The organism is Streptomyces albiaxialis, assembly GCF_039530985.1.
In the GTDB taxonomy this organism is placed as follows: domain Bacteria; phylum Actinomycetota; class Actinomycetes; order Streptomycetales; family Streptomycetaceae; genus Streptomyces; species Streptomyces albiaxialis.
In genome coordinates this window covers 278,577-291,036 of sequence record NZ_BAAAPE010000012.1, presented here as the reverse complement: position 1 = coordinate 291,036, position 12,460 = coordinate 278,577, and the positions used below count along the sequence as shown (strand labels likewise).

14 protein-coding genes are annotated in these 12,460 nt (G+C 70.4%); 5 read left to right on the top strand and 9 right to left on the bottom strand.

All coding sequences use genetic code 11. The features are described from left to right. Positions 1-39 precede the first annotated feature (39 nt). The 4 genes from sigM (at position 40) to trxA (ending at position 3,377) form a co-directional block, all read left to right on the top strand. Complete coding sequence (sigM, locus tag ABD343_RS23625; RefSeq protein ID WP_344531299.1) at positions 40-801, top strand: RNA polymerase sigma factor SigM; 762 nt, start codon at positions 40-42, stop codon at positions 799-801. Then, on the top strand, positions 798-1,874 hold the full coding sequence (locus ABD343_RS23620; protein WP_344531298.1) for an anti-sigma factor: 1,077 nt from the start codon (positions 798-800) through the stop codon (positions 1,872-1,874). The genes sigM and ABD343_RS23620 overlap by 4 nt, the downstream gene beginning before the upstream one ends. Before the next feature lie 113 nt (positions 1,875-1,987). Beyond that, positions 1,988-2,968 carry a thioredoxin-disulfide reductase gene (gene trxB, locus ABD343_RS23615; protein ID WP_344531297.1) on the top strand — a complete coding sequence of 327 codons (981 nt, stop codon included), beginning with the start codon at positions 1,988-1,990 and terminating at the stop codon, positions 2,966-2,968. Between the two features lie 79 nt (positions 2,969-3,047). Next, complete coding sequence (gene trxA / locus ABD343_RS23610) at positions 3,048-3,377, top strand: thioredoxin (RefSeq protein WP_344531296.1); 330 nt, start codon at positions 3,048-3,050, stop codon at positions 3,375-3,377. A 66-nt stretch (positions 3,378-3,443) separates the two neighbouring features. Here the strand turns inward: trxA and ABD343_RS23605 are convergent, their stop codons facing one another. The 9 genes from ABD343_RS23605 to rpmH all read right to left on the bottom strand — a co-directional run bounded on the left by ABD343_RS23605 (position 3,444) and on the right by rpmH (position 9,992). After that, positions 3,444-4,061 (bottom strand): GNAT family N-acetyltransferase, encoded by a 618-nt coding sequence (locus ABD343_RS23605; RefSeq protein ID WP_344531295.1) that lies wholly within the window; start codon positions 4,059-4,061, stop codon positions 3,444-3,446. A gap of 49 nt (positions 4,062-4,110) precedes the next feature. Next, positions 4,111-5,322, bottom strand: a complete 1,212-nt coding sequence (locus tag ABD343_RS23600) for a ParB/RepB/Spo0J family partition protein (RefSeq protein ID WP_344531294.1) — start codon at positions 5,320-5,322, stop codon at positions 4,111-4,113. Continuing rightward, on the bottom strand, positions 5,319-6,395 hold the full coding sequence (locus ABD343_RS23595; RefSeq protein WP_344531293.1) for a ParA family protein: 1,077 nt from the start codon (positions 6,393-6,395) through the stop codon (positions 5,319-5,321). The genes ABD343_RS23600 and ABD343_RS23595 overlap by 4 nt, the downstream gene beginning before the upstream one ends. Positions 6,396-6,696: 301 nt before the next feature. Continuing rightward, complete coding sequence (gene rsmG / locus ABD343_RS23590) at positions 6,697-7,458, bottom strand: 16S rRNA (guanine(527)-N(7))-methyltransferase RsmG (protein WP_425578250.1); 762 nt, start codon at positions 7,456-7,458, stop codon at positions 6,697-6,699. After that, positions 7,455-7,955 carry a Jag family protein gene (locus ABD343_RS23585; protein ID WP_344531292.1) on the bottom strand — a complete coding sequence of 167 codons (501 nt, stop codon included), beginning with the start codon at positions 7,953-7,955 and terminating at the stop codon, positions 7,455-7,457. The genes rsmG and ABD343_RS23585 overlap by 4 nt, the downstream gene beginning before the upstream one ends. 19 nt (positions 7,956-7,974) lie before the next feature. Then, a complete protein-coding gene (yidC, locus tag ABD343_RS23580) occupies positions 7,975-9,171 on the bottom strand; it encodes a membrane protein insertase YidC (RefSeq protein WP_344531291.1) in 1,197 nt (398 codons plus the stop codon). A gap of 3 nt (positions 9,172-9,174) precedes the next feature. Beyond that, positions 9,175-9,465: a membrane protein insertion efficiency factor YidD gene (gene yidD / locus ABD343_RS23575; protein WP_344531290.1), complete on the bottom strand. Its 291-nt coding sequence runs from the start codon at positions 9,463-9,465 to the stop codon at positions 9,175-9,177. After that, complete coding sequence (gene rnpA, locus ABD343_RS23570) at positions 9,462-9,830, bottom strand: ribonuclease P protein component (RefSeq protein WP_344531289.1); 369 nt, start codon at positions 9,828-9,830, stop codon at positions 9,462-9,464. The genes yidD and rnpA overlap by 4 nt, the downstream gene beginning before the upstream one ends. Before the next feature lie 24 nt (positions 9,831-9,854). Then, positions 9,855-9,992 (bottom strand): 50S ribosomal protein L34, encoded by a 138-nt coding sequence (rpmH, locus tag ABD343_RS23565; protein ID WP_344531288.1) that lies wholly within the window; start codon positions 9,990-9,992, stop codon positions 9,855-9,857. A 413-nt stretch (positions 9,993-10,405) separates the two neighbouring features. On the opposite strand from rpmH, the gene dnaA reads away from it, so the two are divergent. Next, positions 10,406-12,346: a chromosomal replication initiator protein DnaA gene (gene dnaA, locus ABD343_RS23560; RefSeq protein WP_344531287.1), complete on the top strand. Its 1,941-nt coding sequence runs from the start codon at positions 10,406-10,408 to the stop codon at positions 12,344-12,346. Positions 12,347-12,460 lie beyond the last annotated feature (114 nt).

Here is a 12,460-nt window from a genome sequence, read left to right as displayed (position 1 = left end):
GCCCCGGCCGTGGAGACGGCGGGGCGAGGGGAGGGGCTGATGGCGAGCGACGACGCGACGCGCCGTTCTGGACACGCGCGCGCGCCCGCGTCCGCCGCCGGGGAGCCGGCGCCCGACGACCGGGATCTGCTTGCCCGTCATGTCGAGGGCGATCCCGACGCCTTCGGCGAGATCGTACGCCGCCACCGCGACCGCCTCTGGGCCGTCGCGCTGCGCACCCTGGGGGACCGGGAGGAGGCCGCGGACGCCGTGCAGGACGCGCTCATCTCGGCCTACCGCGCCGCGCACACCTTCCGCGGGCAGTCGGCCGTCACGACCTGGCTGCACCGCATCACCGTCAACGCGTGCCTGGACCGCGCCCGTAAGGCCGCCTCGCGCCGCGCCGCGCTCACCGACGACACGGAGCGCCTGGAGCAGCTCCTGGAGCCGCACGAGTCCGCCGCGGGGCCCGCCGAGCGCCGCGACCTCCACCGGGAGCTGATCGCCGCGCTCTCGGAGCTGCCCGTCGAGCAGCGGGCCGCGCTCGTCCTCGTCGACATGCAGGGGTATCCCGTGGCCGAGGCGGCGAAGGTCCTCGACGTCGCCGTCGGCACGGTCAAGAGCCGCTGCGCCCGCGGCCGGGCCAGGCTGCTGCCGCTCCTCACCCATCTGAGGCCGAACGGCGCCGAGGATGACAGCGGGCATACGCCACCCCCCGAGGGGGGAAGGAACCGGACTCAGGGGACATCCGTCCCAGCAGCGAGAGACATCCCGAAGGACGTCAGAGGGCCCGGGGCCGTGAAGGGAGGAGGGCAGGGATGACATCCACTCCTTTCACGTCCGACGCGTCCGGAACGGACGAGCACCCGGAGGTCGCCGAGATCTCCGCACTCAGCGAGGGCCTGCTCCCCGTGGAGCGCCAGTCCGATGTGCGCGCCCATCTCGACACGTGCGGGCTGTGCACGGACGTCCGGCTGTCGCTGGAGGAGATCCGCGACGCGCTGGGCACGCTGCCCGGCCCGGCCCGGATGCCGGAGGACGTCGCGGGCCGTATCGACGCGGCGCTCGCGGCGGAGGCCCTACTGGACGCCACGCGGACGGAGAGCACGGCAGAGGGCGACGCAGGCCACGGCGGCGACGCGGCGGAGGAGGACGGTGCGGCCGACGCCACGACGCCCGGATCCGCTCCCGAACCCCTCTCTCCCGGCCCCGTCTCCCCTGCCCCCGTGCCCGTCTCGGTGCCGCTGCCCGACACCGAGCCCGAGCCCGCCGCTTCCCCTGTTTCACGTGAAACAGCGCCCGAGGGCACTCCGTCGGCTGCCCGTGGACGGCGCTGGCGGTCCCTGACGCTCGCCGCCGCCGCGGCCGTCGCCGTGCTCGGTGTGGGCGGTCTCACCCTCCAGCTCCTGTCCTCCTCGGGCGGCGGCGACGCGACGGCGGCCAAGGACGCCGCGCCCCGGAGCGAGAACGGCGGCAAGGCGGCCCAGCGCAGCGGTGACGCGGCGCTCCGGCAGCGGGTGCAGACGCTGCTGGAGAAGGAGGCGCCCTCGGCCGCGGACACCCCGTCCACGCCGTCCCCGAAGCGGGGCAGCAAGTCGCCGGAGTTCGACGAGAAGCGGAGCCCGAGCACCGGCGCGGACACGCTGCACGAGGACGAGGCGACGACCACGACGGTCCCCTCGTGCGTCAGCGCGGGCATCCACCGTTCGGAGAGCCCGCTCGCCGTGGACGACAGCGCGACGTACGAGGACCGGACCGGCTTCCTCGTCGTCCTGCCGCACAAGGGCGGCGACCCGAACCGTGTCGACGCCTATGTCGTCGATCCCTCCTGCGTGAGCGCGGACCCCTCGGGGCCGGGCAAGGTGCTGCTCAAGCGCACGTACCCGCGCGGGTGAGGAGAGCGACGGCCCGGGAATGTCTGCCCCTTAGGATCCGTTGGGTGGGGTGAAAGCCTCGGCAGAAGATCCCAGCAGATCCCGGTAAGCAGTCGGCAGACAAGGAAGATTCCGTGAGCGACGTCCGTAACGTGATCATCATCGGCTCCGGTCCGGCCGGATACACCGCGGCGCTGTACACGGCGCGTGCGTCGCTGAAGCCTCTCGTCTTCGAGGGCTCGGTCACCGCGGGTGGTGCGCTGATGAACACCACCGAGGTCGAGAACTTCCCCGGGTTCCAGGAAGGCATCATGGGCCCGGAGCTGATGGACAACATGCGGGCCCAGGCGGAGCGTTTCGGCGCGGAGCTGATCCCGGACGACGTCACGGCTGTCGACCTGAGCGGTGAGATCAAGACCGTCACCGACTCGGCCGGGACCGTGCACCGGGCGAAGACCGTGATCGTCTCGACCGGCTCGCAGCACCGCAAGCTGGGGCTGCCGCTGGAGGACGAGCTGTCCGGCCGCGGCGTCTCCTACTGCGCGACGTGCGACGGGTTCTTCTTCCGCGGCCAGGACATCGCCGTGATCGGCGGCGGCGACACGGCGATGGAGGAGGCCACCTTCCTTTCCCGCTTCGCCGAGTCGGTCACGATCGTCCACCGCCGCGACGCCCTGCGCGCCTCCAAGGCGATGCAGGAGCGTGCCTTCGCCGACCCGAAGATCAAGTTCGCCTGGAACAGCGAGGTGGCCGAGATCCACAGCAAGGAGGGCAAGCTCTCCGCGCTGACGCTCAAGGACACCGAGACCGGTGAGACCCGTGAGCTGCCGGTGACCGGCCTCTTCGTCGCCATCGGCCACGACCCGCGCGTGGAGCTCTTCAAGGGCGTGCTCGACCTGGACGAGGACGGGTACCTGAAGGTTGACGCACCTTCGACGCGTACCAACATCCCGGGTGTCTTCGCGGCGGGCGACGTCGTCGACCACACCTACCGCCAGGCGATCACCGCGGCCGGCACCGGCTGCTCGGCCGCCCTGGACGCCGAGCGGTTCCTCGCGGCGCTCAGCGACAGCGAGGCGACCCCCGAGCCGGAGAAGACCACGGCGGCCGTCTGACGACCACGCGGCGGCCCGTCCGAGGACGGGCGCGACCCACCCCTTCCCCCACCCCACCCTGAGAATGAGGAGAACCGCCATGGCCGGTGCCACTGTGACCGCGACCGACGCCGACTTCGAGGACGTCGTCCTCAAGAGCGACAAGCCTGTGCTCGTCGACTTCTGGGCGGCCTGGTGCGGCCCGTGCCGTCAGATCGCCCCATCGCTGGAGGCCATCGCCGACGAGCACAGCGAGAAGATCACCGTCGTGAAGCTGAACATCGACGAGAACCCGGGCGTGGCCGCGAAGTACGGGATCATGTCCATCCCGACCATGAACGTCTACAAGGGCGGCGAGGTCGTCAAGACCATCGTCGGCGCCAAGCCGAAGGCCGCCATCGAGAAGGACCTCTCCGAGTTCATCGGCTGAAGAGCCTCCTCTCCACACTGAGGGCCTCCGTTTCACGTGAAACGGAGGCCCTCGGTGTGTCCGGGGTCAGAGCGGCCGCAGCACCGGCTCCTTCTGGACCGCGCCCAGCAACTGGTCCAGGGCCCGCTCGACGTCCTCGCGCCAGGAGACCGTCGAGCGCAGCTCCAGCCGCAGCCGGGGGTAGCGGGGATGGGGCCGCACCGTTTTGAAGCCGACCGCCAGCAGATGATCGGCGGGCAGCACGCAGGCGGGCTCCTTCCACCGCGCGTCGCCGAACGCCTCGATCGCCTTGAACCCCCGCCGCAGCAGATCCTTCGCCACGGTCTGCACGATCACCCGCCCCAGCCCCTGCCCCTGGAAGCCCGGCTGGAGCCATGCCGTCATGAGCTGGACGGCGTCCGGCGAGACAGGGCTCGTGGGGAAGGCGAAGGACCGGGGAACGTACGCCGGAGGCGCGTAGAGCACGAAACCGACCGGCGCCTCGTCCACGTAGACGACCCGGCCGCAGGAGCCCCACTCCAGCAGCACGGCGGAGATCCAGGACTCCTTCTCCAGCTCCGGCCGCCCCGATGTAGTCGCCGCCTCGCCGCTGACGGGGTCCAGTTCCCAGAAGACACACGCGCGGCAGCGCTTGGGCAGGTCCGTGAGGTTGTCCAGCGTGAGCGGAACGAGCTGTCGCCCCATGGATCCATCGTATCCATGGGGCGACAGCTCTTCGGGGGTGTTTTGCTCGTTACTGCCCCTCCGGGGCCTCCGAGGGCGTGTCCTCGGCGCTTCCGTCGGGCGTCTCCTCGGAGAGCTGCTGCTCCAGCACCCGGCCCTCGCCCGGAGCGAGCTGCCCCAGGATCCGCTCCAGGTCGTCCATGGAGGCGAACTCCACGACGATCTTGCCCTTCTTCTGCCCCAGATCCACCTTCACCCGGGTCTCGAAGCGGTCCGAGAGGCGCCCGGCGAGGTGATCGAGCGCGGGAGAGACCCGGGCCCCGGCCCGGGGGCCCTTGGACTTCGGCGCACTCTTGGGCTTGGAGCTCATCAGCGTGACGATCTCCTCGACCGCCCGCACCGACAGGCCCTCGGCGACGATCCGGTGCGCCAGCTTGTCCTGCTCCTCGCCGTCCTCCACGGAGAGCAGCGCCCGCGCGTGCCCGGCCGAGAGCACCCCGGCCGCGACCCGCCGCTGCACCGAGGGGGAGAGCCTCAGCAGCCGCAGCGTGTTGGAGACCTGGGGCCGCGAGCGGCCGATACGGTCGGCGAGCTGGTCATGCGTGCAGTTGAAGTCCTTCAGCAACTGGTCGTAGGCCGCGGCCTCTTCCAGCGGGTTGAGCTGCGCCCGGTGCAGGTTCTCCAGCAGCGCGTCCAGGAGGAGCTTCTCGTCCTCCGTGGCGCGCACGATCGCCGGAATCCGCTCCAGGCCCGCCTCACGGCACGCCCGCCAGCGGCGCTCGCCCATGATCAGCTCATAGCGGTCCGGCCCCGTCCCGATCTGCCGTACGACGACCGGCTGGAGCAGGCCCACCTCCTTGATCGAGGTCACCAGCTCCGCGAGCGCGTCCTCGTCGAAGACCTCACGGGGCTGGCGGGGGTTGGGCGTGACCGCGTCGAGCGGCACCTCCGCGAAGTGCGCCCCGGCGACCTCGCCGGCCTCCTCCAGCACCTCGTCCATGCCGCCCGGCGGGTCGGCGGGTGCCTCGGCCCCGGGCTCCGTTTCACGTGAAACGCCGTTCGACGGCGCGGCGGGGCCCGGGTTCTGGGAGAGCGCGGCGACCTTGGCGGCCGCCACGCCCCGGGACCCGCGCTCCGGCGTGAGCACGGGCACGGCACTGGGGGAGGTGGACGCCGAGGACGGCTGGGCGTCCTTCTGCGCGGACTCGGCGTCCGGCCCGCTCGGCGCCCCGGGGATCAGGGCTCCGAGGCCCCGACCGAGGCCCCTACGTCGCTCGCTCACTGAGTCCCCTCCGCGATGGTGCTGTGCTGCTGTTGCTGATGTGGCTGTTGTTGAAGCTGGTGCTGCGGTGTGTACTCCACGCTCGGAGCGTTCGGATCGCGCAGCGCGATCTCGCGGGCCGCCTCCAGATAGGAGAGCGAGCCGCTGGAGCCGGGATCGTAGGTGAGGACCGTCTGCCCGTAGCTGGGAGCCTCGGAGATCCGGACCGAGCGGGGAATGTTCGTGCGCAGCACCTCCTTGCCGAAGTGGCCGCGCACCTCCTCCGCCACCTGCGACGCCAGCCGGGTGCGGCCGTCGTACATGGTGAGGATGATCGTCGAGATATGGAGCCGGGGGTTGAGGTGCCCCCGCACCAGCTCGACGTTCCTCAGGAGCTGCCCCAGCCCCTCCAGCGCGTAGTACTCGCACTGGATGGGGATGAGGACCTCGGCGCCCGCGACCAGTGCGTTGACCGTGAGCAGCCCCAGCGAGGGAGGACAGTCGATGAGGATGTAGTCCAGCGGCTGCTCGTACGCCTCGATGGCGCGCTGGAGGCGGCTCTCCCGCGCGACGAGTGACACCAGCTCGATCTCCGCACCGGCGAGATCGATCGTGGCGGGGGCGCAGAAGAGCCCTTCGACATCCGGCACCGGCTGAACGACCTCGGAGAGCGGCTTGCTCTCGACCAGGACGTCATAGATCGACGGCACCTCGGAGTGGTGATCGACCCCCAGCGCCGTGGAGGCGTTGCCCTGCGGGTCGAGGTCGACCACCAGGACGCGGGCCCCGTGCAGGGCCAGCGAGGCGGCAAGGTTCACCGTCGTCGTGGTCTTGCCGACGCCGCCCTTCTGGTTGGCGACGACCATGATCCGGGTCTGCTCGGGCCTGGGAAGCCCTTCTCCGGCCCGGTTCATCGCCTCGACGGCCTGCTGGGCTGCTCGGCCGATCGGGGTGTCGTCCAACGGGGGCGGCGTTTCCCCTGGCTCTGACCGGGGACCGGGGACCGGATCGGCCATCGGTCCCGCGATGTTGGCGTCGGACCGCAACGGTTCACTCTCCTCAACATCAGGCTCGCTATGAACGAAGCCTCCCATGCTTTCGGTGCCGTGAACCAGCGAGCCCCGCTCGGTTGTGGATGAATCCACGCCAGAGCGGGGCTCGTAAGCCTTCTGGCCACGCGTCCCGGCGGCAGCGCGGCCTCTGCTGATGATTCCCTGCAAGAGTGAGCGGCGTTTCACGTGAAACACGATGCACCCGCGCAACGCGCGATCTGCCGCGACACTCCGTTATGCGTAGTTTTAAGGGCTTTTAGGGAGTAAGTGGAGTAATCAGACATCCACCTTCGGGGGACGAGCGCGGGGAACGATCGCAGGGAACGACCGCGGGGCCGTGCGCTCAGCGCCGACGGCGTCCGCCCCGAGGGGCCCGGCTCCCCGAACGGGCGGCCTTCGCCGCCTTGGCCCGCTTCGCCGCGAAGCGCACACCGCCGGGGCTCTCCCCGACCCGCGCCCGTACGACCGTCGAGAGCGGGTCCACGACGCCCTCGCCCACGTGCTCGACCGCGGTCTCCACCACGCCCAGCTTGTGCAGCGCGTCCCGTGCGCCCCGCAGCTCCTCCTCGGCCGTGTCGCCCTTGAGGGCCAGCATCTCGCCGTACGGCCGCAGCAGCGGAACGCCCCAGCCCGCCAGCCGGTCCAGGGGCGCCACCGCACGCGCCGTGACCACGTGCACCGGCGGCAGCGTGCCCAGCACCTCCTCGGCGCGGCCGCGCACCACCGTCACATGGTCCAGCCCCAGCAGCTCCACGACCTCCTGCAGGAAGGTCGTACGCCGCAGCAGCGGCTCCAGCAGCGTGATCTTGAGGTCCGGACGCACCAGCGCCAGCGGAATCCCCGGCAGCCCGGCCCCCGAGCCCACGTCGCAGACGGTCACGCCCTCCGGCACGACCTCCGAGAGCACCACGCAGTTCAGCAGGTGCCGCTCCCACAGGCGCGGCACCTCGCGCGGACCGATCAGACCGCGGCGCACACCCGCGTCCGCCAGCAGCTCCGCGTAGCGCACGACGTCCGGCAGGCTGTCGCCGAAGGCCTTCAGCGCCGCCTCGGGAGGGGGCGGCAGTACGGCCCCCTCCTCCTGCCCCTCAGCGCGCTCCGTCACGGCAGCACGACCACGCAGCGCTGCGGTTCCTCACCCTCGGACTCGCTGCGCAGGCCGGCGGCCTTCACCGCGTCGTGCACCACCTTGCGCTCGAACGGCGTCATCGGCCGGAGCTTCACGGGCTCGCCGCTGCTCTGGGCCTCCTGCGCCGCCTTGGCGCCCAGCTCCGCCAGCTCCTCGCGCTTACGGGCGCGGTAACCGGCGATGTCCAGCATCAGCCTGCTGCGGTCACCGGTCTCCCGGTGCACGGCCAGGCGCGTCAGCTCCTGCAGGGCCTCCAGCACCTCGCCGTCCCGGCCGACCAGCTTCTGCAGGTCGCGGGACGAGCCCTCGCTGATGATCGACACCGCGGCACGGTCCGCCTCGACGTCCATGTCGATGTCGCCGTCCAGGTCGGCGATGTCGAGAAGCCCCTCGAGGTAATCCGCCGCGATCTCGCCCTCCTGTTCCAGGCGGGTCAGAGTGTCGGTGCCCTCAGAGGCAGTCGTGTCCGTCACGGCATGGACTCCTTTGTGCTCACTTCTTGGACGGGTGCTTGGGGCGCTGCGGGCCCTTGCGCTGCTGCCCGGACTTCTTCTGCCCCGACTTCTGCTGGCCGGACTTCTGCTGACCGGACTTGGCACCGGCCTTCTGGCCGGAGCCGGACCCAGAACCGGAGCCGGAGCCGGAGCCGGACTTCTGGCCCGCGCCGGACGACTTCGGCGGAGCGTCCTGCGGCTCGGCGTCCTCGGTCTTCTCCAGCGAAGTGGAAGCGGTCTTCGCCGTGCCGCCGGCCGCGGCGGCGCCGCCCTGGCGCCGCGACTTCGACTGGCGCTTGGGCTGCTGACGACGGGCCCGGGCCTGCTCGGCGGCCTCGCGGGCCTCGACCTCCTTCGGGTCCTCCTTCAGCTTGCCCGCCTTGCGCAGCTTCTCCTGGCGCTCGTTGTAGGCCTTGGAGCCGGGGGTCGGGTTCCGCTTGATCACGTACATCTGCTGGCCCATGGTCCACACGTTGGTGGTCAGCCAGTAAACGAGGACACCGACGGGGAAGTTGATACCGAAGACGGCGAACATGATCGGGAAGACGTACATCAGCATCTTCTGCTGCTGCATGAACGGCGTCTTCACCGTCAGGTCGACGTTCTTCGTCATGAGCTGGCGCTGCGTGTAGAACTGCGAGGCCGACATCAGGACGATCATGATGACCGTGACGACGCGGATGTCGGTCAGCGAGGCGGCCAGCTCGTGCGCCTTGCCGGCGCTGTCCATGAACTTCGCGGCGATCGGCGCGCCGAAGATCTGCGCGTTACGGGCGCTGTCCACCTGGTCGTGCGTGAGGACACCGACCGGGTTGTTCCGCGCGATGTGGTTCAGCACCTGGAAGAGGGCGATGAAGAAGGGCGACTGCGCCAGGATCGGCAGGCAGCTAGAGAGCGGGTTGGTGCCCGTCTCCTTGTAGAGCTTCATCATCTCTTCGCTCTGGCGCTGCTTGTCGCTCTTGTAGCGCTCCTGGATCGCCTTCATCTTCGGCTGGAGCGCCTGCATGTTCCGGGTCGACTTGATCTGCTTCACGAAGAGCGGGATCAGGCAGATCCGGATCAGCACCACGAGGAAGAAGATCGACAGCCCCCACGCCCAGCCGCTGTCCTCGTCGAAGACCACGCTGAACAGCGAGTGGAACTGGACGATGATCCAGGAAACTGCGTAATAAAGGGGCTTCAGGACCGTGTCCACGAATCAGGCTCCTTGGGCGTTGGACTGGGTCCGGTGCTGCTGCCAGCGGGAGCGGATCCGCTGGTGCCATACCGGGTGCTTCCGGGCGGGGACATGGTCGACGCCACCGGGCGACCACGGATTGCAGCGCAGAATGCGCCAGGCCGTCAGTGCCGTCCCCTTCACAGCGCCGTGCCGGTGGATCGCCGTATAGCCGTAGTGCGAGCACGACGGGTAGTACCGGCACACCGGCCCGAGCATGGGGCTGATGGTCCACTGGTACAGCTTGATCATCCACAGCAACGGGTACTTCACGGAGTAGTCCCTCCAAGCAGCCTCCGCAGTGCGGCGTCCAGGTCCCGGACCAGCTCGTCGTGGTCCGCCTCGCCCGCACCGGGCAGCGCCCGTACGACCACCAGGCTACCTGCGGGCAGCGGGGCCAGGCGGTCCCGCATCAGATGACGCAGGCGCCGCTTCACACGGTTACGGACGACGGCGTTGCCGACGGCCTTGCTCACGACGAAACCCGCACGCACCGGGGGAGGCTCTCCCCCCGACGCGTGCGGGTCCGGTCGACTGCGGAGGTGGACGACGAGCAGCGGGCGTCCTGCCCGGCGACCTCGTCGTACCGCGGCTGCGAAGTCCTCGCGCCGCCTCAGCCGGTTCTCGGTAGGCAGCACGACATGGACCTGTGGTCAGGCCGCTCAGGCCGACAGGCGGGCGCGGCCCTTGCTGCGGCGGTTCGCGACGATCGCGCGGCCGGCACGGGTCCGCATGCGCAGCCGGAAGCCGTGGGTCTTCGCGCGGCGGCGGGTGTTCGGCTGGAAGGTGCGCTTGCTCACTCGGGGGCTCCAGGAATGCTCGGTGCTCCGCGCTGATCGCGGAACGGTGTGGGGAGTCGACCGGCTGTCACCGTGCGCCCACGAGTAGCTCGCAACGCCCGAGTGTGCACCGCTTCATGATCTCGGGAATCCCGCTGATCTTGCCCAATCGGAGGCAGGCGGCAGCAGCCGTCGACAACTCGACCTCGTCACAGTACGCGCGGCTACGCCATCCGGTCAAACCAGAGCCACCTGGGCCACCCGCTACTGCACTCGTGCACAGCCTGTGGACAACGACTTGAACGGGGCACGTCCGCGTGACTACCGTGGCCGAACTTCCCTTCCTTCCCGACCGTCCCCAGAACCACACATTCGTGGGACAAGGTCGACCTCCCGGAACCACCCGTCACCCAGCGAGTGAAAGAGCGTGCCCCGTGGCTGACCTACCTGCCGATCTTGCCGCAGTGTGGCCACGCGTGCTGGAACAGCTCCTTTCCGACGGCCAGGGAGTGGAAGCGAAGGACCAGCGCTGGCTCCGGGACTGCCAGCCCCTCGTGCTCGTCTCGGGCACGGCCCTCCTGGGCGTTCCCAATGAATACGCGAAGGGCGTGCTGGAGGGCCGCCTCTCCCCGATGATCAGCGAGGCCCTCAGCCGCGAGTGCCAGCAGCCGATCCGCCTCGCCATCACGGTCACGGGCCCGGCCCCGGAGCCGACGGCTCCGCCCGCCCCCGCCGCTCCGCACGAGGGCGGCGGCTACGACGGCGGCTACGAGCAGCAGCGCCCGCCCTCCCCGCCGTACGACCAGCAGCCCCAGCAGCAGTACGAGCAGCAGCAGCCCCCACAGCAACAGCCGCAGCAGCAACAGCAGGGCTACGAGCAGCAGACGTACGAGCAGCAGGGTTACGACCAGGGCTACGAGCAGCAGCAGCCGCCGCAGCCCCAGCAACAGCAGTACGAGCAGTACGAGGGCCGCGACCTCCCTGCCGCCCGCCCCGCCTACCCGGACTACCGCCAGGGCCCGGGGCCCGGCGCCGGTGCGCCCTGGCAGCAGCAGTACGAGCAGCAGCACCGCGATCCCTACGCCTCGCAGCAGCAACAGCATCCGTCGTACGAGGCCTACGAGCAGCAGCGGCAGCAGTCCCAGCAGCAGTACGAGCCCCAGCAGCAGTACGACCAGCAGCCGCATCAGCCCCAGCACCACCAGCGGCCCCAGATCCCCCCGCAGGGCCGGCCGCCGGCGCCGCCGTACGACGGCCCCAGCCCCTCGCAGCTCCCGGCGCCCAGCGGCGCCCCCGGCCCGCTCGCCGCGCAGCCCGCGCCCGCGACGGGCCCGGGCGAGCCGACGGCCCGGCTGAATCCGAAGTACCTCTTCGACACCTTCGTCATCGGCGCCTCGAACCGCTTCGCGCACGCCGCGGCCGTCGCCGTCGCCGAGGCACCGGCCAAGGCGTACAACCCGCTGTTCATCTACGGCGAGTCCGGGCTCGGCAAGACGCACCTGCTGCACGCCATCGGGCACTACGCGCGCAGCCTCTATCCCGGCACGCGCGTGCGGTACGTCAGCTCCGAGGAGTTCACGAACGAGTTCATCAACTCGATCCGCGACGGCAAGGCGGACGCGTTCCGCAAGCGCTACCGCGACATGGACATCCTGCTCGTCGACGACGTCCAGTTCCTGGCGGACAAGGAGTCGACGCAGGAGGAGTTCTTCCACACCTTCAACACCCTGCACAACGCCAACAAGCAGATCGTGCTGTCCAGCGACCGGCCGCCCAAGGCGCTGGAGACGCTGGAGGACCGGCTGCGCAACCGCTTCGAGTGGGGCCTGATCACGGACGTCCAGCCGCCCGAGCTGGAGACCCGGATCGCGATCCTCCGGAAGAAGGCGGTGCAGGAGCAGCTCAACGCCCCGCCGGAGGTGCTGGAGTTCATCGCCTCCCGCATCTCGCGCAACATCCGCGAGCTGGAGGGCGCGCTGATCCGGGTGACGGCGTTCGCGAGCCTCAACCGGCAGCCGGTCGACCTGGGCCTCACCGAGATCGTGCTGAAGGACCTGATCCCCGGGGGCGAGGACGCCACCCCGGAGATCACGGCCCCGGCCATCATGGCGGCCACCGCCGACTACTTCGGGCTGACGGTGGACGACCTGTGCGGCTCCTCGCGCAGCCGCGTGCTGGTGACGGCGCGGCAGATCGCGATGTACCTGTGCCGCGAGCTGACGGACCTCTCGCTGCCGAAGATCGGCGGCCAGTTCGGCGGCCGGGACCATACGACGGTGATGCACGCGGACCGGAAGATCCGCGCCCTCATGGCCGAGCGGCGCTCCATCTACAACCAGGTCACCGAGCTGACGAACCGCATCAAGAACGCCTGAGGGCCGCACGCGACGACCGCACGGCCCCGTTCAGCACGCGCTCAGCCCCCTCGCAGCGACCGCGCAGCCCCCTCTCAGCACCCCCAGGCCCTCCGGGAGTTGATCCCGGAGGGC